Below are 22,253 nucleotides of genomic sequence, written 5' to 3'. Positions count from 1 at the left end.
CGATGCGGCCCGGTACGGACAGCGGCGGCGAGATTTCGCGCGAGTAAACGGTTACCTGCGCGGGGGCGAGTGCGCGCCCGTGCAAGGGCGTGGGCGCGAGTGCCTGCGGCCAAGCTCGGCAAAACAAGGGCTTGGCGGCGATCGCAGCTCGGGACCGAGACCTAGCACAGCTGTATTGCTGCGCCGCGTCATGCAAGGCCCAAGTCGGTTGTGGTTAATTTAGATCGATCCAATTTGGGGGTTGGGTATGCCGCTTCGGCTTGTCGTACTGACGAAGGTCGGCATTTAGATCGATAGAAATTCAGTCCGGGGCCAGGGACGGTCGCCTTTGCAGTCCACTTTCTCTCTTGGGGAGCACCGCGTATGAGCCATTCCACCTTGCGACGCAGCGCGCTGACCGGCGCCTTGCTGTCGATCCTGTTTGCGCCCGTCGTCGCCCAAGCCCAGACGGGCGAGGCGGCCGCGACCGGCGCCGAGGCCGGCGCGCAAGCCGGCAAGCCTACCGAAATCGACAAGGTCACCGTGACCGGCTCGCGCATCAAGCGCGCCGAGATCGAAGGTCCGGCGCCAGTGTTCACCATCACCGCCGCGCAGATCGAGAAGGAAGGCTTCACCACCGTCTACGACGCGCTGACCACGCTGACCGAAGCGATGGGCACGGTCGAATCCGACATCGCCTGGGGCCAGCACACCGTCAACGCCAGCCCGCTCAACCTGCGCAACATGGGCCCGGGCCGCAGTTTGCTGCTGATCAACGGCCGCCGCGTGGTCGACTACCCGCTGCCGTACCAGGGCAAGAGCAACTTCGCCAACTACAACAACATCCCGACCGCGATCGTCGAGCGGATCGAAGTGCTGGCCAGCGGCGCTTCGGCCATCTACGGCTCCGACGCGGTCGCGGGCGTGATCAACGTGATCCTCAAGAAGGAATTCCAGGGCGACCAGGTCAAGTTGCGCGGCGGCACCTCGACCCGCGGCGGCCGCGACCAGATGGACCTGTCCTGGGCCGGCGGCCGCAGCGGCGACAACTGGAACGTGACCTACGCGCTGCAGTGGTTCCATCGCGAGGCGCTGCCGGCCGGCGAACGTCCGTTCATGGATTCGGATTTCGACGCACCGCCGCAGTCGCTGAACCCACAGGACCGCAAGGTCGGCATCCTGCCCTCGGTCGGCATCCGCATGTTCAACGCCGGCACCGGCCTGCGCATGATGCCGCCGCCCGGCGCCTGCGATCAGTACGGCAACGAGTTCTTCCTGCAGAACCGCCGAACCTACAACCGCAACACCAACCGCATCAGCGACACCGGCTGGCAGTGCGGCCAGCTCGCGGCCTACCAGCACTGGACCCTGCGCAACGGCAGCGACGACAAGTCCGGCTACGTCTACGGCAACTACGACTTCGAAAACGGCATGCAGGGCTGGGCCAGCCTCGGCGTGTGGAGCTCGCGCGGCGAGAACATGACCTTCATGCCGGCGTGGAGCTCCAACGGCACCTACCGCGATGTCGGCCTCAACGCCAACCTCGATCTGGTCAAGCGCTTCACCCCGCAGGAAATCGGCGGTGCCGAAGGCGGCTACACCCATTCCGACGAATTGTCCTGGGACGTGTCGGCCGGCCTGCGCGGCCAGTTCGGCGACCGCTTCGACTGGGATTTCAGCATCGGCCGCGCCGAGTACCGGGTCGACGAGAAGTTCCCGGCGATCGTCTACGCCGACGCCGACCGCTACTTCCTCGGGCCGAACCGCGACCGCCTGGATCAGGGCCGGTTCTGGAATCCGATCTCGCCGCAGGACTACGCATCGATCTCGACCCGCGGCAAGAACCGCGCCGAATCCTGGCTGACCTCGGCCAACTTCATCGTCAGCGGCGACCTGTTCGAAGGCTGGGCCGGCCCGATCGGCTTCGCCGCGCAGTTGGAAGCGGCCAAGCAGGGCTACCGCCTGGCGCCCGATCCGAACACTCTCGGCGCCAACCCGAAGTACGACCAGACCGCCAACATCGACCTGGGCTCGGGCTCGCGCAACCACTATGCCGCCGGCGTCGAGTTCAAGATCCCGCTGCTGGAGTCGCTGACCGCCTCGCTGGCCGCGCGCTACGACAAGTACGACGCGGTCTCCGGCGACGCCGCCACGACCTACAACGCCGGCCTGGAATGGCGTCCGTTCAGCAACCTGCTGGTGCGCGGCACCTACGCCACCAGCTTCCGCGCGCCGGACATGCATTTCGTCTACGCGACCCCGAGCACCTCGGTGTCCGACCAGACCGACTACCTGAACTGCCTGCGCGCGGGCCAGCAGGGCAACTGCACCTGGGACGCCGGCTTCAAGGTCGAAGACGCCGACATCTCGCGTCAGGGCACGCCCGACCTGAAGTACGAAACCGGCAACTCGTGGACCGCCGGCTTCGTCTGGGACATCGCCGAAGGCCTGTCGGTGTCGACCGACTATTGGCGGATCGAGCTGGAAGACGAAATCGACGACGTCGGCGCCAACGACGTGCTGCTCGACGAGGCCTACTGCCTGACCGGCAAGACGCCGACCGGCGAACCGCGCATCGGCGCGCCCAGCGCCGACCGCTGCAAGCTGCAGATCGGCCGCGTGACCCGCGCCGCCGATCCGGACGGTGCCGGCCCGCTGCTCGGCCAGGTCACCGAGATCCGCACCGGACCGGTCAACCGCGCCGCGCGCAACGTCGAAGGCGTCGACGCTTCGTTGAAGTATCGCCTGCCGACCCAGCGCTGGGGCGATTTCACCTTCGGCCTGAACTACACCAACCTGCTCAAGCTCGAGACCCGGGCCGACGCCAGCGAGGAAATGCAGGACAAGCGCAACGACGAGCCGCGCAGCAAGTTCCGCGGCAGCGTCAACTGGCAGCGCGACAAGTGGAACGCGACCGTCTACGCCGACCGCGTGGGCAGCGTGCCGAGCGTGCGCTTCAACGGCTGCCTGCCGTTCGCCGACGGCTACGTGCCCAGCTCGGACAACTGCCTGGACAACGACGCCGGCAGCCCGACCTTCGGTCAGAGCACCAAGAAGTACTACGGCCGTGTCGGACCGGCGATCACCTGGAACGTCAGCGCGGGCTACCAGCTGACCGAAAAGGCGCGCGTCAACGTCTACGTCAGCAATCTGTTCGACCGGGTCAACGAAGACAAGGACCCGTACAAGAAGGACTTCGCCTTCATCGCCGACCGCATCTTCAGCCCGGTCGGCCGCGAGTTCGCGATCGAGTACGTGCTGGACTTCAACTGATGCGGTAATGCCCGTCGCGGCGGCCCTGCGGGGCCGTCGCGACGGATTCTTTTCCAACCGATGTTTCCAAGCGACGGCAGGGCGCAACCACGATGACTCGTACTCCGGTGAGGCAAGGGCAGGCTTCGATCTTCGGCAACGGCGCGGCGACGCGGCGCAGCGGCGGAAACGGCAAGGCCTGGCTGACCGGAGCGACCGCCTTGTCCCTGGCCCTGGTCAGCGCGCTGGCCGTTGCGGCCGCGCCGGCGACCGAGAGAGCGGCCGACCCGGCGGCGGAGGTCAACACCTTCATCGGCAGCAAGGACGACGGCAACACCTTCCCCGGCGCGTCGGCGCCGTTCGGCCTGATCCAGGTCAGCCCGATCGGCGATCACTACAGCGGCTGGCGCTATGACGATCCCAAGATCCGCGGCTTCGGCCATTCCTTCCTGTCCGGCGCCGGTTGCTGGGAGCAGGGCGGCCAGTTGTCGGTGCTGCCGACCACCGGCGCGATCGGCCCGGGCCAGCGTTTCGACACCAAGAGTCCCAAGGCCTTCGATCACAAGGCCTATGCCTCGACCTACACCCACGATGGCGAAGTCGGCCAGGCCGGCTATTACAAGGTGCGCCTGACCGGCGAAGCGGCCGGCCCGATCGACGCCGAAGCCACCGCACTGACCCGCGCCGCGGCCGAGCGCTACACCTTCCCGGCCGGCGCCGCGCAGGGCACGATCCTGGTCAACACCGGCCAGGCCAACGAACGCCATCTGGTGGTCGGCAGCAATATCGAGGTGGTCGGCGACCGCGCCGTGGAAGGCAAGATCGTCACCAAGAGCTTCTGCGGCGGGCAGCAGTACACGACCTGGTTCCGGATGGAATTCGACCGGGCCTTCGCCAGCCATGGCGTGTGGGACGAAACCGGCGGCCATCCCGGCGGCCGGGTCAGCATGCAGGGCGACACCCGTCCGCACGGCGCCTGGTTCACCTTCGACACCGCCAAGGGCAAATCGGTGACCGCGCTGAGCGCGATCTCGCACGTCGACATCGAAGGCGCGCGCCGCAACCTGCGCGACGAGGCCAGCCGCGGCGGCAAGCCGTTGAGCTTCGAGGCGATGCGCAAGCAGTCCCAGGACGCCTGGCGCCAGGAGCTGAACTCGGTGCGCGTCAAGGGCGGCAGCGGCGACGACCGCACCGTGTTCTACACCGCGTTGTATCACTCGCTGCTGCAGCCGCTGACCGGCAGCGACAGCGACGGCCGCTATCGCGGGTACGACACCGAAATCCACAAGGCCGAGGGCTGGACGTACTACGAGTACTTCTCGTTGTGGGACACCTACCGCTCGCAGAATCAGTTGCTGGCGATGCTGCGGCCGCAGCGGGCGCGCGACATCGCCCAGTCGGTGCTGAAGATCCACGAGCAGAACGGCTGGCTGCCGCGCTGGGGCTACGCCAACTACGACAGCAACGTCATGACCGGCGATCCGGCGACCCCGTTCCTGGTCGATCTGTGGCGTTTCGGCGCGCTCGAAGGCCGCGAGCAGCAGGCCTACGCGGCGCTGCGCGAGAACGCCTACGGCCTGCCGCCGGCGCTGGTGCGCAGCCAGGGCCGCGCCGGCAACCCGAGTTACCTGAGCCGCGGTTTCGTCCAGTACGACCGCGCTTTCCCGGCCAAGAGCATGGACGTGGACCCGCATCACGGCGGCTCCTCGACCCTGGAATACGCGCTGGCCGATTGCTCGCTGGCGCAGATGGCGCAGGCGCTGGGCAAAGACCAGGATGCGGCGACGTTGCGCGAGCGCGGCCGCAACTGGCGCAAGGTCTGGGACGCCGACGCCGCCGATCCGGAGCTGGGTTTCCGCGGCTTCCCGCGTCCGCGCCTGGACGACGGCCGGTTCTATGTCGAGGCCGACGGCGGTTACAGCCCGCGTTCGCACCACGGCTTCCATGAAGGCACCGCCTGGCAGTACCAGTGGCTGGTGCAGCAGGACGTCAGCGGCCTGGTCGAGGCCATGGGCGGCGCCGAGCAGACCGGCAAGCGCCTGGATGCGTTCTTCGCCTACGACCAGCTGTTGGCCGACCCGCTCAACGCGGCGCGCAAGCAGTGGGTGGTCGGGCCGTACAGCTACTACAACCAGTACCGCTACAACCCGAACAACGAACCCGATCTGCACAGCCCGTGGATGTACACGCTGATCGGCCAGCCGTGGAAGACCGCGACCGTGTTGCGTTCGGCCCAGGCGCTGTTCACCAACGCACCCAACGGCGTCACCGGCAACGACGACCTCGGCACCATGTCGGCCTGGTATCTGTTCAGCGCGATCGGCCTGTACCCGGCGGTGCCGGGCACCGGCGAGTTGCTGCTGCACACGCCGCGCTTCGAACAGGTCGAACTCGACCTGGGCAACGGCAAGACCCTGCGCATCGAAGCGCCCGGCGCCGACGGCCGCCGCGTGCAGTACGTGCAAGGCGCCGAGTTCGAGGGCAAGGCCCAGGACAAGGTGTGGCTGGACTGGAGCGCGCTGCGCAACGGCGGCACCCTGCGTTTCGATCTCGGCACCCAGCCCGCGCCGGCCTGGGGCACCCAGGCCGCGGCGCTGCCGGCCTCAGCCTGCGCGGCATCGAACTGAGGCGATGAACGCGATGACCTCCCGGGCTGCCGCCGCCGTGTCGCGCCTTTCCTCTGCGCGAGACAGGCGCAGGCGCGCATCCCGACGCCGGGGCGATCGCAATGACGCGCTGAACCTTCAGGGACCCCGCTTGGGCGGGGGGGAGGCCTGGGAGGATGGTGCAGATCTGTCCGCGGGCGGTCATTTCCGCGAGCGAGGGAATCCGGGGTTTCAACGCGGCTTTGCTGCATTCCGCGGCATGCCCGCATGGCTCGAGGCCCGCTCATGAAACGAACCTTGGCGAAACTGTCCCGTGCGCGCTTGCCTTGGTTGCTGTTCGGCTTGATCGGCACGGCGCTCGCTCCGGTTGCGAGCGCCGCCGATGGCGCCGCGCCGCATGCGCAGGCGTTGGAATTGGGGCCGGAATTGGTGCCGCGGCCGGCGCAGGTGCAGGTGGGCGAGGGCACGTTCACGCTCGATGCGGACACCACGATTTACGCCAACAATGCCGAAGCCCGCGCCGTCGCGCGCTTGTTGCGCGACGAACTCGCATCGCGCCAAGGCCTGAACCTGGCGGTGCGCGACGGCGCGCCCAAGCCGCGCAGGGGCGAGGACGAAGCTTCGGCCTATGTGCAGTTGGTCGCCGAGCCCGCGACCGGCGGCCGCGACGCGCGAGCCGACGAACGCTATCGGCTCGAGGTCACCGATCGCGGCATCCGCCTCGCTGGTCCGCCGGCGGGGCTGTTCTACGGCTATCAGACCCTGCGCCAGTTGTTGCCGGCCGCACGCCAGGCGGCGCCGCTGCGCCTGCGCTCGCTGAGCATCGACGATGCGCCGCGTTTCGCCTATCGCGGCATGCACTTGGACGTCGGCCGGCACCTGTACCCGGTCGCCTTCGTCAAGCGCTACATCGACCTGATGGCGCAGTACAAACTCAACACCTTCCACTGGCACCTGACCGAGGACCAGGGCTGGCGGATCGAGATCAAGCGCTATCCGCGCCTGACCGGCGTCGGCGCGCAGCGCAAGGAGACCGTGCTCGGCCGCAACATCGATCCCTATGTCGGCGACGGCAAGCCCTACGGCGGCTTCTACACCCAGGACGAAGTGCGCGAGATCGTGGCCTACGCCCGCGAACGCCACATCGCGGTGATCCCGGAAATCGAGATGCCCGGGCATTCGCTGGCCGCGCTGGCGGCGTACCCCGAGCTGGCCTGCACGCCGGGGCCGTTCGAGGTCGGCACCAACTGGGGCGTGTACGACGACATCTACTGTCCCAAGGAAGAGACCTTCCAGTTCCTGGAGAACGTGCTCGACGAAGTGGTCGCGCTGTTCCCGGCGCCGTATCTGCACATCGGCGGCGACGAAGCGCCGAAGACGCGCTGGAAGAGCAGCGAAGTCGCGCAGGCGGTGATGCGCCGCGAAGGCCTCAAGGACGAGCACGAACTGCAGAGCTATTTCATCCGCCGGATGGAGAAGTTCCTGCACACCCGCGGCAAGCGCATCATCGGTTGGGACGAGATCCTCGAAGGCGGCTTGGCGCCCGACGCGACGGTCATGTCCTGGCGCGGCGAGGCCGGCGGGATAGCGGCGGCGCAGCAGGGCCACGACGTGATCATGACCCCGACCCAGTGCTGCTACTTCGATTACGGCCAGGGGCCGTCGAAGTACGAGCAATGGAACCTCGGCGGCGAACTGACCCTGTCCCGGGTCTACGGCTACGACCCGGTACCGGCGGCGCTGAACCCCGAGCAGGCGCGGCATGTGCTCGGCGTGCAGGGCAATGTCTGGACCGAGCACCTCAAGACCGAGGCGATGGTCGAGTACATGGTGTTTCCGCGCCTGCTGGCCTTGGCCGAGGTCGGCTGGACGCCGCAGACCGAGCGCGACTACGCCGATTTCGAGCGGCGCCTGCGCGGGCAGTTTCCGCACCTGGACCGGCAGGGCGTCGGCTATCGCATTCCGGCGCCGCATGGCCTGGCCGACGTGATGCGGGTGCAGGAAGCGGGCGAGGGCGACGAATACCGGCACCGTTTCGCGCTGGTTCCGGCGGTGCCGGGCGCGAAGATCCGCTACACCCTCGACGGCAGCGAGCCGGACGCGCGATCGGCGCTCATCGACGGACCGCTCGAGGTCGTCGTCGCGCTCGGCCAGAGCCGTACTTTGCGCACCGTCACCGAACTCGCCGACGGCCGCCGCAGTGGGGTGCATGAGGCGGTGCTGCGTTATCGAGGGTATCTGCCGGCGTCCGTGCCGCCGCGGCCCTCCCGCGTGGGCCTGGGCTATCGCTTGTACGAAGGCAGTTACGCTTCGCTGGACGAGTTCGCCCGTGCCGGCGAGCCGTCGAAGCAGGGCGCCGCGACTTCGCTGGACGTCGAAGGCTACGGCTTGCTGCGTCGCTACGGCCTGCGCTTCGACGGCTATGTCGAAGCGCAGGCGGACGGGGTGTACCGCTTCGCCTTGCAGGGCGACGACCGTTCGGCCTTGTACGTGGACGGAGAACCGGTGATCCGCAACGACAGCTACGACCAGACCTTGCACGCGCAGGTGCCGCTCAAGCGCGGCTGGCATCGCCTGCGCCTGGATTGGTACCAGCGCGACGGCGGGCGCGGTCTGCGCCTGCAGTGGGCTGCGCCGGGCGCGCCGTTGCGCGATCTGGATGCGCAGGCCGCGCGCCACTGAAGTTTTTTTTCGACAAAAAGTTTAGATCGATCCAAAGACGCCGGCGACAGAACCGGCACCGACACGCCACGAACCGCCGCTGCACACCGCAACAGACCACACGAACGCAACCTTGGCCGAAGCCCGGCCGCGATTTGGGAGGGGTAAGCAGGTGAACCAGAGCAAGCAGTCCAACTTCGAGCAGCCGGCTTTTGCGCAGCGCGCCGACGCCGCCCGATCGCGCCGCGCGCGCCGCAACGCCTTGACCGCGGCGATGCTGGCCGCGTTGTACCTGCCCGGTCTCGCCGCCGCGCAGGACGCGGCCGCGCCGGGCGAGGAGGTCAAGTCGATCGACAAGATCACCGTGACCGGTTCGCGCATCAAGCGCGCCGAGATCGAAGGCCCGGCGCCGGTGACCGTGATCAGTTCCGACCAGATCAAGCGCGAGGGCTTCGCCACCGTGTACGAGGCGTTGAGCACGCTGACCGAGGTCACCGGTTCGGTGCAGGCCGACGTCAACAAGGGCCCGACGCCCAATGCCAGCCCGCTCAACCTGCGCAACCTCGGTCCCGGCCGCACCCTGCTGCTGATCGACGGCCGCCGTGTCGCCGATTACCCGTTGCCTTACGAGGGCCGCGGCAACTTCGCCAACTTCAACAACATCCCGATGTCCGCGGTGGAGCGGATCGAGGTGTTGGCCAGCGGCGGCTCGGCGATCTACGGCTCCGACGCGATGGCCGGCGTGATCAACATCATCATGAAGAAGAACTTCAACGGCGATGAGGTCCGCATCAAGGGCGGCACCACCAGCCGCGGCGGCGGCGACTCGTTCGATCTGTCCTGGACCGGCGGCCGCACCGGCGAGAAGTGGAGCGCGACTTACGGCGTGCAGTGGAGCGGTCGCGAAACCATCTTCGCCGGCCAGCGCGGCTTCCTGGCGTCCGACCTGGAGCCGGCGGCCACGGTCAAGCCGCTGGTCAACGACCCCTGGCCCTGGGTGTGGGGCGTGGAGCTGATCGACAGCGCCGCCAAGCGCCGCGTCACTCCGCCGGCCGGCGCCTGCGACCGCTTCGAAGACCTGCCGCTGCACAACTTCCTCGGCAACGAGGGCAATCCGCCCGAGTTCCCCGGCTACAGCTGCACCCAGGCGCGCGGCAACGCGCTGTGGAGCCTGCGCAACGGTTCCAACAACCTGTCGGCGTTCGGCAATTTCAGCTACGACTTCGATAACGGCATGCAGGCCTGGGTGAGCGCGTCGGTGTGGGACAGCGAAGGCGAGTCGCGCCAGGACGAGGCGCTGCGCTTCGAACTCAACCGCGGCGGCGCGTTCTACGACCAGAACACCGGCCGCAGCTACCAGGCCCGGCGCGCGTTCACCGTGCCCGAGGCCGGCGGCCGCGATCCGTTCCTGTTCTATACCAACGAGCGCTCCTGGGATCTGGCCGCCGGCCTGCGCGGCCGGTTCGGCGAGCGCTTCAACTGGGATGCCACCGTCGGCCGCACCGAGTACGAAGTCGACTTCAGCTTCCCGGCGGTGGTGCAAAGCGCGGTGGATGAGTACTTCCTCGGCCCGCAAATGGGCACTAATGGCGGCCTGCCGGCCTACCGGCTGGACATGAACCGGTTCTGGAACCCCATGGACATCGCCACCTTCCAGAAGCTGACCACCCACGGCCACAGCAGCGCCAAGTCGTGGATGAACCAGGCCCAGTTCGCGGTCAGCGGCGACCTGTTCGACCTGCCGGCCGGTCCGGTCGGCTTCGCCGCGGTGCTGGAAGCCGGTTCGCAGGGGTACCGGCTCAGCCCCGACCCGCTGACGTACGGCCCGAACAAGCAGTACGACCAGCCCGGCGGCACCAACCTCGGCGGCGGCGACCGCAAGCGCTACGCCGCTGGCGTCGAGTTCAAGCTGCCGTTGTTCAAGACCCTGGACCTGACCACCGCCGGCCGCTTCGACCGCTACGACGACGACAGCCGCAAGGAAAGCAATTTCACCTGGAACGCCGGCCTGGAGTGGCGGCCGATCGACAGCCTGCTGCTGCGCGGCGCCTACAACACCACGTTCCGCGCGCCGGACATGCACTACCTGTTCGCCACCAGCGGCACCGGCACCCAGGAAGACGCGGACGTGGCCACCTGCATCGCCCGCGGCCTCGGTCCGAACTGCGGTTCGCAGGCGCTGTACTACCGCCACAACATCAGCCGCACCGGCAACCTCAAGCTCGACAGCGAGACGGGCAAGTCGTGGAGCGCCGGCCTGGTGTGGGACGCGACCGACAATCTGTCGTTCAGCGCCGACTACTGGCGCATGACCATCGACAACCAGGTGCGCGACTTCAACATCGCCGACATCCTGGAACTGGAAAGCCAGTGCATCAACGGCAAGCCGCGCCGTCCGGAAGACCGCATGCAGGTCGCGCCGGGCTCGTCGACCTGCGCCAGCATCCAGTCGCGAGTGACCCGCAGCGCACCGGGCACCAACGCCGCCGGGGTCGCCGATCCGAACTATCCGCTCGGCCAGGTGCTGTCGGTCAGCAGCGGCCCGATCAACATCGCCTACCGCGAGGTGGCCGGCGTCGACGTGTCCGCGCGCTACAAGCTGCCGGCCACGCGATGGGGCGATTTCAGCTTCCAGCTCAACTACACCAACCAGCTCAAGAACAACGAACAGCGCGACCCGGGCGCGCCGATGCAGGAGAACCGCGACAACGACGTGCGCACCTTCGCCCGCGCCAGCGCCAGCTGGAGCCGCGGTCCCTGGAACGCGACCTTGTTCGCCAACCGCGTCGGCCACGTCAACGGCGACAACTACAACCGTTGCGCGCCGATCCTGCCGGGCCAGACCGACACCTCCTGCCGCATGGTCGGCAAGCTCAAGGCGCCGGTGTTCTTCAACCTGACCGCCGGCTACCAGCTGACCGAGCAGGCGCGGGTCAACCTTTACATCGACAACCTGTTCGACGAGGCCGATTACAAGGACCCGTACAAGATGTTCTTCGCTTACGCCAACGAGCGGGTGTTCCCGCGCGTGGGTCGTGAAATCTCGGCCGAATTCGTTTACAAGTTCGACTGATCGCGATGCGGTTCAAGAATCGGATGCAGGGGCCGCCCGGGCCCCTGCGTTCGGCGGCAACCCCGCCGCCGGGCCGGCGCGCCACCCACCGGTGGCGTTACGGCACGGCGGCGGACCTCCCGGGCAAGGCGGTGTACCCCCTCGCGGCCACCCTCGGAAAGCGTGCCGCGAGGTCTTGTCCGGACCTCGGAACGGGAGCGCGGGAATGCGCGCTCCCGTTTTTTTCGGCGGGCCTCCCGCCCGATCGTTTTCGCCGCCGTCACGGCCGCCCCCACCGCGCGGGTGCGGCCCAGGATTCGCGCACGGCCCGGCGCCGGCCGGCCTGCCGCCCCCTTTTCGACAGGTGACTCCATGCCCCAGACCGCAAGGCCCTCGTCCCCCTGGCGCTCGCTCGCCGCCCTCGTCCTGATGCTGCTGGCGGTCGCTGCCGCGTGGTCGGCCCAGGCCGCACCGCTGGCCAGCCGCGAGCTGCACGCCGGCTGGCAGTTCCGCCTGCTGCCCGACGATCCCGAGGCGGCCGCGCATCGCGATGCGACCCAATGGCGCAGTGCACGCGTGCCGGGCCACGTCCACACCGACCTGCTCGCCGCCGGGCTGATCGTCGACCCTTACGTCGGCGCGCCGGAGGCGCAGCTGCAATGGATCGGCCTGGCCGGTTGGGAGTACCGCACCGGCTTCGACCTGGACCGCGCCACGCTCGCTCGCGCGCGCAACGAATTGGTGTTCGATGGCCTGGACACGTTCGCCACCGTCTATCTCAACGGCCGCGAACTGTTGCGCGCCGACAACAGCTTCCGCACCTGGCGCGTGCCGGTCGACGGCCGCCTGCGCGAACGCGGCAACGAGTTGCGGGTGGTGTTCGCCTCGCCGATCCGCAAGCTGCTGCCGCAGGTGCAGGCGATGCCGAACAAGATCGCCGGCAACTATCCGTCGCCCTACGGCGACGAGCCCAAGGACGCGATGACCGGCAACTTCGCGCGCAAGCCGGGCTACCACTACGGCTGGGACTGGGGCCCGCGCTACGTCGGCGCCGGGATCTGGCGCGGCGTGCGCCTGGAGAGCTGGGACCGCCTGCGCCTGGCCGATCTGCACCTGCAACCGCGGCGTATCGGGCGCGACGCGGCCGAGCTGTCGGCCGAGCTGGAGATCGTCGGCGCCCAAGCCGGCGAGGCCTCGGTCGAGCTCGAATACACCGCGCCCGACGGCGCCCGCCGAGTGCTGCGCCAGCAAGCCCGGCTGAGCGCGGGCCTCAACCGGGTGTCGATCCCGCTGCGCATCGAACGGCCGCAGTTGTGGTACCCGGTCGGCTACGGCGCGCAACCCCTGTACGCGTTCCGTGCCACGGTCCGCGACGGCGACGCGGTGCTGGCGCAGGCCAGCCGACGTACCGGTCTGCGCACGGTCGAGATCAAGCGGGAGAAGGATGGGCACGGCCAAGGCTTCGCCTTCGTCGTCAACGGCGTGGAGGTGTTCGCCAAGGGCGCCAACGCGATTCCGTTCGACGCGTTTCCGGCGCGGGTGAGCCGCGAGCGCCTGCGTCGCGACCTGCAGTCGGCGCGCGACGCCAACATGAACATGATCCGCAACTGGGGCGGCGGCTATTACGAGTCGGACGACTTTTTCGATATCGCCGACGAACTCGGGCTGATGGTCTGGCAGGACTTCATGTTCGGCGGCGGCATGCCGCCCGCGTACGACGCGGCGTTCCGCGCCAACGTGGTCGCCGAGGCGCGCGACAACGTGCGCCGGCTGCGCAATCACCCCAGCATCGTGCTGTGGTGCGGCAACAACGAAGAGGAGACCGCCTGGAAGGACTGGGGCCACGGCAAGAAACTCAAGGAGGCCGATCCGGCCTTCGCCCAGACCGTGTGGGACGGTTACGTCGCGCTGTTCGGCAAGGACCTGCGCCAGGTCGTGGCCGAGGAGGGCGCAGGCGTGCCGTACTGGTCGAGCTCGCCGAGCAACGATCTGGCCGAGAAGGCCAACGATTCCAACCACGGCGACAAGCATTACTGGGACGTGTGGGGCGGTCCGGCGCTGCCGGCCACGGCTTATCTGGACGAGACTCCGCGCTTCATGTCCGAATACGGACTGCAGGGCTGGCCCTCGTTGCGCACCATCGGCGCATTCGCCAAGCCGGAAGAGCAGGGCATCGACACGCCGGTGATCCGCGCCCACCAGAAGTTCCTCGCCGGCGACGGCAATACCCGCCTGCTCAAGTACATCCGCGGCGAGTACGGCGAGCCGCGCGACTTCGCCGATTTCGTCTACCTCAGCCAGCAGGTCCAGGCCGAGGGCATCGAACTGGCGGCGTTGCATCACCGCGCCTCGCGGCCGCGCACCATGGGCTCGCTGTATTGGCAGTTGAACGACGTCTGGCCGGGTGCGTCCTGGGCCAGCCTGGACTACTTCGGACGCTGGAAGCCGTTGCATTTCCACGCCAAGCGCTTCTTCGCCGAACTGGCCGTCGCGCCGCTGCGGCGGCCGGCGGCGGCGCGCACCGAGTTGAATCTGATCTCCGACCGGCAGGACGCCGTACCGGCGCAGTGGCGCCTGCGGGTGGTGGACTTCGCCGGCAAGGTGCACCGCGACGAACGCCATCCGGCGACCCTGGCCGCGGCCGCGTCCACCGCGGCCGGCGCCTGGAGCGACCAGGACTTGTTGCGCGGCGCCGACCCCCAGCGCACCGCGGCGGTGTTCGACCTGATCGTCGACGGCCGCAGCGTGTCGCGGCGTGCGGTCTATTTCGGCGAAGCCAAGACCCTGGCCTGGCCGGACCCGAAGCTGCGCGCCGAACTGCGCCGGGAGGGCGCCGGGTACGTGCTGAGCCTGCATGCCGGCGCCTTCGCACGCGCTGTGTGGATCGACTTCGGCGAACGCGATGCGACCCTGTCCGACAACGCATTGACCTTGTTGCCGGGCGAGAGCATCGAGATCGCGCTGACCTCGACCGCCGGGCTGGACGAACTGCGTCAAGCCTTGCAGTTGCGCTCCCTGCATCGCCCCTGAGCCATAGCCCCGGGGAGGGGCGGCGCAGGCCGCGAGCGCGCGCTCGCAGGCGGCGGCGCGGGCGGGAGCAAGAGCAAATTCCCAGCCCCCCCCTTTTCAACGAGGGGGCGCAACAGCGGACTCGCAATCGGGAACGGCGCCGACGCCCGGGGCAATACCGGCGTCGCGCGCTCCCCGTACCCGCGGCGCAAGCGGTGGCCCCAGCCACCGCACCGGCCCGGGCAGTGGCGGCGCAAGCCGCGACCGGCGACTGCGTGGGGCCGCGCGCTTCGTGGCGCTTGCCGCGCCGGTCGGTATCGTCGAAGCTGGCGCAGCCGCGGCGTCGCCGTCGGCATGGAAGCCTCACCCCTTTCGCGCAGTTCGCGCGTTGAGGGATTCGACCCCGCCATAAGGAAGCGCCTCCGGTGAAACTCCCCTTTGTGCCCGCCGTGCTCGCCGGCCTGCTGCTGAGCCTGCCCTTGGGACTGGCCGGACTGGCCGGCGCGCAGACGCCCGGGCACTTGACCGCCCCGCCGTTGCCGCCGCTGCTGCGGGTCGCCGGTGCGGAAACCCCAATCGAACTGGAATCGGCGCGGGTCGACGGCGAAATCGTCGGCGGCCTGGCGCGGACCTCGATCGAACTGGTGTTCCGCAATCCGAACGCGCGGGTGCTGGAGGGCGAACTGCAGTTCCCCCTGCAGCCCGGCCAGCAAGTCGCCGGCTTCGCCCTCGATATCGGCGGCGCGATGCGCGATGCGGTGCCGGTGCCGAAGGCGCAGGGGCGGCAGGTGTTCGAGGCGATCGAGCGGCGCGGCATCGACCCGGGCCTGCTCGAGCAGACCGCCGGCAATCAGTTCAAGCTGCGGGTCTATCCGATCCCGGCCGGCGGTACCCGGCGGGTGCGGCTGGACCTGGTCGAATCGCTGCGTCGCGACGGCGAGGCCTGGCAGTACCAACTGCCGCTGCGTTTCGCCGACGGCGCCGGCCGTTTCGAAGGCGAATTGCGCACGGCGCAGAAGCCCGAACCGCTGGGGCTGGCGCGCGCGCTCAAAGCCGAGCGGCACGGCCGCGGTTACCGCCTGGCATTGAGCGCGCGTCCGCCGGGTGAGGTGTTGAGCCTGCGTCTGCCGCGCGCCGAACGGGCCGAGAGTTATGTCCAGGATTTCGCCGGCGAGCGCTATTTCCTCGCCGAAGTGCCGCTGAGCGGCGCCTCGGCGCCGCGCCGGTTGCCGCAGACGGTGGGGTTGCTGTGGGACAGTTCGGCTTCGCGCCGCAAACGCGATCACCCAGGCGAACTCAATTTGCTCGATCGCTATTTTCGCGCTGCCGGCACAGTGCAGGTGCGCCTGATCCGCTTGCGCGACCGCGCCGAGCCCGCGCAGACCTTCCAAGTGCGCGGCGGCGACTGGTCGGCGCTGCGCCGCGAGCTGGACGACACGGTCTACGACGGTGCCACCGATCCGGGCGGCTGGAACGCCGAGGCCGAGATCGGCGAGTACCTGCTCGTCAGCGACGGCCTGTTCAACTACGGCGATCAGCGCTTGCCCGAACTGGGGCCGCAGCAACGCCTGTACGCGCTCAATTCGGCCGGCGCCAACGGCGACAACGACCGTCTGCGCGCGCTGGCCCAGGCTCACGGTGGCCGCCTGGTCGCCTGGAGCCGCGCCGGCGAACTCGAGCGCGCCGCGCGCGAGTTGCTCGAACAAGCTCCGCAATTGCTTTCGGCGAGCGGCGCCGGAATCGCCGATGCGGCGGCCGAGTCGGCCTTCGCCGACGGCGGCTTGCTGCGCATCGCCGGGCGCTTGCGCGATGCGCCGGCGACGCTGCGCCTGCGGGTGCGCGACGCCGAAGGCGAGCGCGAACTGAGCCTGCCGATCGCCGCCGATGCGCCGGCCAGCGCATTTCCCGCGACGTTGTGGGCGCAGTACTCGATCCGCGCACTGCAGGCCGATCCTGAGCGCCATCGGGCCGAGATCGCCCGGCTCGGCCAGCGTCACGGCCTGGTCACCGCCGAGACCTCGCTGATCGTGCTGGAAGAAACGGCCGACTACGCACGCTATCGGATCGAACCTCCGGCGCCCTTGCGCGAGGAATACCGTCGCCTGCTGTCGGCGCAGGACGAGGCCGTCGCCGGCGAGCGCCGCATCCACCTCGACCTGGTCGCGGGCAGCTACCAGCAGCGCATCGACTGGTGGCAACGCGATTTCCCCAAGGGCAAGCCGCCGGCGGCGCTGGGCGGGAACGAACGCTATCGGCTGGCCGAGGCGGCGCCGGCGGCGGCCGCGGGGATCGCGCCCATGCCCGCGCTGCCGGCACCGCCGGACTCCGCCCGGGAGCCCACCACCCTGGACAGCGTGGAGATGCCGGCGGAGGCTGCGGCGGCCGACGCGGGCATGGATCGAATCGTAGTCACCGCCAGCCGGATCGCGCACGACGATCAGGCCGGCCCGTCCGGCCCCGTCCAACGCCCCGCCCGCATCGCCCTGCAGGCCTGGGAGCCCGACTCGCCCTATGCCCGCCGCTTGCGCAAGGCCGACGCCGGCAGCGCCTACGCGATCTACCTGGACGAACGCGATTCCTATGCCGGCAGCACCGCGTTCTACCTCGACGCCGCCGATGTGCTGTTCGAAAAGGGCCGCCCGGAGCTGGCCCTGCGGGTGCTGTCCAATCTGGCCGAACTCGACTTGGAAAACCGCCATGTCCTGCGCGTGCTCGGCTACCGGCTGATGCAGGCCGGGCAACCGGCGCTGGCGGCGCAGGTGTTGGAGCGGGTGCTGGCGATGGCCGAGGAGGAGCCGCAGAGCTTCCGCGACCTGGGCCTGGCCTACGCCGCCGCCGGCCGTCCGCAAGAGGCGGTCGACCGTCTGTACGAGGTCGCGCTGCGCGCTTGGGACGGTCGCTTCGACGGCATCGAAGAGATCGCCCTGGCCGAGCTCAACGCGATCGCCGCCGCGCATCCGGACCGGGTCGACCTGAGCCGGGTCGACCCGCGCCTGCGCCGCAACCTGCCGCTGGCCCTGCGCGCGGTGCTGAGCTGGGACAGCGACAACAGCGACATGGACCTGTGGGTCACCGACCCGAACGGGGAGAAGTGCTACTACGGCAATCCGCTGACCTACCAGGGCGGGCGCATCACCGACGATTTCACCGGCGGCTACGGACCGGAGGAGTTCGCCCTGCGCCGGGCCAAGCCGGGCAAATACAAGGTCGAGGCGCAGTTCTTCGGCGACCGCCAGCCACTGGTGACCGGCGCGACCACCCTGAATCTGCGCCTGAGCACCGGCTTCGGCGGCCCCGGCCAGCAGGACCGGCAGGTGACCCTGCGGCTGAAAGACGCCAAGGAGCAGATCCTGGTCGGCGAGTTCGAGGTGCGCTGAACGGCCGCGGCCGGCGGGCGCCGCGGCGCCCGTGCAGGCCGGAACGGTGCCGGCCGGGGCGGCGGAGCCCGCGGCCGGGCAGGGCGGGGCGGCCGCCGGGCTGCTAGAATCGCCGGTTCATCCGCATCAAGACCACTCGGACATGATCGAACTCAATCCCGTCCGCCAGCGCATCGCCGACCTCAAGGGTCGGCTGGATGCGCTGAGGGGGTATCTTTGACTACGACAGCAAAGTCGAACGTCTGGAAGAAGTAAACCGCGAGCTGGAAAGCCCCGACGTCTGGAACGACGCCGAACGCGCCCAAGGCCTGGGCCGGGAGCGCGCCTCGCTGGACAAGGTGGTGACCGGCATCCGCAGCCTCACCGACGGCCTGATCGGCGGACTGGAATTGCTGGAACTGGCCGAGATGGAGGACGACGAGTCCACCGCGCTGGCCGTGGTCGACGACGTCGAGCGCTACAGCAAGGACGTGGAGAAGCTGGAGTTCCAGCGCATGTTCTCCGGACAGATGGACGGCGCTTCGGCGTTCGTCGACATCCAGGCCGGCGCCGGCGGCACCGAAGCCCAGGACTGGGCGGAAATGCTGCTGCGCATGTACCTGCGCTGGGCCGAATCGCGCGGCTGGAAGACCGAGTTGCTGGAAGTCTCCGGCGGCGAAGTCGCGGGCATCAAGTCGGCGACCTTCCGCGTCGAGGGCGATTTCGCCTACGGCTGGCTCAAGACCGAAACCGGCGTGCATCGGCTGGTGCGCAAGTCGCCGTTCGACTCCGACAACCGCCGCCACACCAGTTTCACCTCGGTGTTCGTGTCGCCGGAAGTCGACGACAAGATCGACATCGAGATCAACCCCGCCGACCTCAAGACCGACGTGTACCGGTCTTCGGGCGCGGGCGGCCAGCACGTCAACAAGACCGAATCGGCGGTGCGCATCACCCACGTGCCCAGCGGCATTGTGGTGGCCTGCCAGACCGAACGCAGCCAGCACGCCAACCGCGACCGCGCCATGAAGATGCTCGCGGCGAAGTTGTACGAGCTGGAAATGCAGAAGCGCAACGCCGAGCGCGACGCGGTCGAGGCGACCAAGTCCGACATCGGCTGGGGCAGCCAGATCCGCAACTACGTACTGGACCAGAGCCGGATCAAGGACCTGCGCACCGGCATCGAGCGCAGCGACACCCAGAAAGTGCTCGACGGCGATCTCGACGAGTTCGTCGAAGCCAGCCTGAAGTCCGGTCTGGAAGTCGGCTCCAAACGTTCCGACGCCGTCTGAGGCGGCTGCGCCGCCTCGGGGATTCGGGATGAGGGATTCGGGATTGGCCAACGCCGGTCCCGCCCGCTCCCGGAATCCCTGCTCCAGGGGATTCGGGATCGGGGATTGGGGATTGGCCAACGCCGACCCCGCCCGCTCCCGAAATCCCTGCTTGAATCCCCAATCTCCAATCCCGAATCCCAAAACCGCAATGACCGACAACGACCTGCCGCCCATCGACGAGAACCACCTGATCGCCGAGCGCCGCGGCAAACTCAAGGCGCTGCGTGAGGGGGGGATCGCGTTCCCGAACGACTTCCGCCGCGCCGATTACGTCGGCGACCTGCAGGCGCAGTACGCCGACGCCGAGACCTGGACCCAGGAGGCGCTCGACGCTCGCGGCCAGCGCGTCGCGGTGGCCGGCCGCATCCTGCTCAAGCGGGTCATGGGCAAGGCCAGCTTCGTCCAGATCCAGGACGAGTCCGGCCGCATCCAGCTGTTCCTGCAGGCCAATGCGCTCGGCGAGACCTACGACCAGTTCAAGGGCTGGGACGTCGGCGACATCGTCGCCGCGCAAGGCCCGCTGACCCGAACCAAGACCGGCGAGCTGTCGATCAAGGCCGAATCGCTGCGCCTGCTGACCAAGGCGCTGCGCCCGCTGCCGGACAAGTTCCACGGCCTCAGCGACGTCGAACAGCGCTACCGCCAGCGCTACGTCGACCTGATCGTGTCGCCGGACGCGCGCGAGGTGTTCGTCAAGCGCTCCAAGATCATCCGCGCCATGCGCGCCTGGCTCGACGCGCGCCGCTTCCTGGAAGTGGAAACGCCGATGATGCATTACATCCCCGGCGGCGCCGCGGCCAAGCCTTTCGTCACCCATCACAATGCGCTCGACCTGCAGTTGTACCTGCGCGTGGCGCCGGAGCTGTACCTCAAGCGCCTGGTGGTCGGCGGCCTGGAGCGGGTCTACGAGATCAACCGCAACTTCCGCAACGAAGGCGTGTCGACCCGGCACAACCCCGAGTTCACCATGCTCGAGTTGTACGAGGCCTACGCCACCTACACCGAGATCATGGACCTGACCGAGGCGGTGATCCGCCATGCCGCGCAGGACGTGCTCGGCACGACTCGGGTCGAATGGGACGGCAGCGTCATCGACCTGGGACCGGGCTTCCGCCGCTGGTCGATGACCGACGCGGTGCTGGAGCACAACCCGGAGATCAAGCGTGAGGAACTGCGCGACCTCGCCGCCATGCGCGCTCACTGCGCGCGGCTGAAGATCCCGGTCAAGCCGGCGTACGGCTGGGGCAAGCTGCTGCTGGAGATCTTCGAGAAGACCGTCGAGCACACGCTGATCCAGCCGACCTTCATCACCGACCACCCGGTCGAAGTCAGTCCGCTGGCGCGCGCCAACGACATCGACCCGGAACTGACCGACCGTTTCGAACTGTTCATCGGCGGCAAGGAACTGGCCAACGGCTTTTCCGAGCTCAACGATCCGGAAGATCAGGCCGCGCGCTTCCAGGCCCAGGTCGACCAGAAGGAAGGCGGCGACGACGAGGCCATGCACTACGACGCCGACTACATCCGCGCGCTCGAGGTCGGCTTGCCGCCGACCGGCGGCCTCGGCATCGGCATCGACCGCCTGGTGATGATGCTCACCGGCAGCTCCTCGATCCGCGACGTGTTGCTGTTCCCCTACATGCGTCCGGAAGCCGGCGGCTGAGTCTCGCCCGGGTTCGCGAACGGGCGCCCGCTGCCCAACGCGACCGGCGCCCGCGAACGGCCAGCATCCGCTGGCCGTTTTCGTTATGGGGCTGCGTAGAAACCGTGATGAACCGCGCGCATTGCTGCGGCGGACGGCGGTCCGCAGATTTGCGACGGGCTATGTGTGGAAGTGTTCTAGGTTTGCCACTTGGGACCTTAGACGGCTGTCACGGGCATCGCGGCGGGGTATGCTCGCGGATCGGCCGCCACAGGGGGCGGCCTCACTACGGATACCGGTGTGAACGTCGTTATCGTCGATGACCAAACGTCCGCGCGGACCATGCTGCGCCACATCATCGAGGACATAGCGCCCGAGCTGTCGGTGCACGATTTCGGCGAACCCGAGGCCGCGCTCGCCTGGTGCGAAACGCATCAGCCCGACCTGTTGCTGCTCGATTACCGCATGCCGGGCATCGACGGCCTGGAGTTCGCGCGCCGTTTCCGCCGCCTGCCGATGCATCGCGACATTCCGATCATTCTGGTCACCGTGGTCGGCGACGAACCGGTGCGCCAGGCCGCGCTGGAAGCCGGCGTGATCGACTTCCTGGTCAAGCCGGTGCGTCCGCGCGAACTGCGCGCACGTTGCCGCAACCTGCTGCAGCTGCGCCAGCAGTCGGAGAACGTCAAGCAGCGTGCGCTGTCGCTGGAACAGCGCCTGCTGTCGAGCATGCACGAGGTCGAAGAGCGCGAGCGCGAAACCTTGTCGCGGCTGGCGCGCGCGATCGAGTACCGCGACGCCGGCACCAGCGCCTACCTGGAGCGCATGTCGCACATCGCCGGACTGATCGCCGAACAGCTGGGCATGTTCGAAGACGAGATCCGGGTGATCGAGATGGCCGCGCCGCTGCACGACATCGGCAAGATCGCCATTCCCGACTCGGTGCTGATGAAGCCCGGCCCGCTGACCGAGGAGGAGACGGCGGTCATGCGCCGCCACCCCAAGATCGGCTACGAACTGCTCAGCGGCAGCCAGAACCGCTTCATCCAGGCCGGGGCCCTGATCGCCCTGCGCCATCACGAGCGCTACGATGGCAGCGGCTATCCCGACGGCCTGGTCGGGGAGCAGATCCCGCTGGAGGCGCGGATCGTGGCGGTCGCCGACGTGTTCGACGCCCTGATTTCGCCCCGCCCCTATAAGAAAGCCTGGGACGTGGAAGAGGCTTTGGAGTATATGTACGCCCAGCGGGGCCGCCTGTTCGACCCGCGGTGCGTGGACGCGCTGATCCGCAGCCGCGCCCGTCTCGACGAAATTTGCGACAGATACTCCGCCAGTTTTCCTCGTCCCGGCTTGGAGTAGCCG

At 68.6% G+C, this 22,253-nt stretch carries 9 protein-coding genes; all 9 read left to right on the top strand.

The window, feature by feature from the left end; all coding sequences use genetic code 11:
- Nucleotides 1–363: 363 nt before the first annotated feature.
- Nucleotides 364–3,252 carry a TonB-dependent receptor plug domain-containing protein gene (locus tag TX83_RS04360; protein ID WP_075574990.1) on the top strand — a complete coding sequence of 963 codons (2,889 nt, stop codon included), beginning with the start codon at nucleotides 364–366 and terminating at the stop codon, nucleotides 3,250–3,252.
- A gap of 92 nt (nucleotides 3,253–3,344) precedes the next feature.
- Complete coding sequence (locus tag TX83_RS04355; protein WP_079248043.1) at nucleotides 3,345–5,858, top strand: GH92 family glycosyl hydrolase; 2,514 nt, start codon at nucleotides 3,345–3,347, stop codon at nucleotides 5,856–5,858.
- 264 nt (nucleotides 5,859–6,122) lie between these two features.
- Nucleotides 6,123–8,519: a family 20 glycosylhydrolase gene (locus TX83_RS04350; protein ID WP_064746712.1), complete on the top strand. Its 2,397-nt coding sequence runs from the start codon at nucleotides 6,123–6,125 to the stop codon at nucleotides 8,517–8,519.
- A 151-nt stretch (nucleotides 8,520–8,670) separates the two neighbouring features.
- A complete protein-coding gene (locus TX83_RS04345) occupies nucleotides 8,671–11,571 on the top strand; it encodes a TonB-dependent receptor plug domain-containing protein (RefSeq protein WP_064746711.1) in 2,901 nt (966 codons plus the stop codon).
- Nucleotides 11,572–11,922: 351 nt separating this feature from the next.
- Entirely contained in the window at nucleotides 11,923–14,580 is a 2,658-nt protein-coding gene (locus TX83_RS04340) for a beta-mannosidase (RefSeq protein ID WP_064746710.1), read from the top strand.
- A gap of 404 nt (nucleotides 14,581–14,984) precedes the next feature.
- Nucleotides 14,985–17,936, top strand: coding sequence for a VIT domain-containing protein (locus tag TX83_RS04335; RefSeq protein WP_261370012.1), 2,952 nt, complete (start codon nucleotides 14,985–14,987; stop codon nucleotides 17,934–17,936).
- A gap of 142 nt (nucleotides 17,937–18,078) precedes the next feature.
- Nucleotides 18,079–19,207 (top strand): peptide chain release factor 2 gene (prfB, locus tag TX83_RS04330; protein WP_141233345.1). Its coding sequence is split into 2 segments (ribosomal slippage): nucleotides 18,079–18,153 and nucleotides 18,155–19,207, totalling 1,128 coding nucleotides; the frame shifts between segments, so codons are not numbered across the junction.
- A gap of 190 nt (nucleotides 19,208–19,397) precedes the next feature.
- The gene (gene lysS, locus TX83_RS04325) at nucleotides 19,398–20,912 is read left to right on the top strand and encodes a lysine--tRNA ligase (protein WP_064746707.1); all 1,515 of its coding nucleotides are present in this window, start codon (nucleotides 19,398–19,400) and stop codon (nucleotides 20,910–20,912) included.
- 216 nt (nucleotides 20,913–21,128) lie between these two features.
- A complete protein-coding gene (locus TX83_RS04320; protein ID WP_064746705.1) occupies nucleotides 21,129–22,250 on the top strand; it encodes a response regulator in 1,122 nt (373 codons plus the stop codon).
- The last annotated feature ends 3 nt before the right edge of the window (nucleotides 22,251–22,253 follow it).

The sequence above is a fragment of the Lysobacter antibioticus HS124 genome, assembly GCF_000336385.2.
Lineage (GTDB): Bacteria > Pseudomonadota > Gammaproteobacteria > Xanthomonadales > Xanthomonadaceae > Lysobacter > Lysobacter firmicutimachus.
This window is presented reverse-complemented; position numbering and strand designations above follow the sequence as displayed.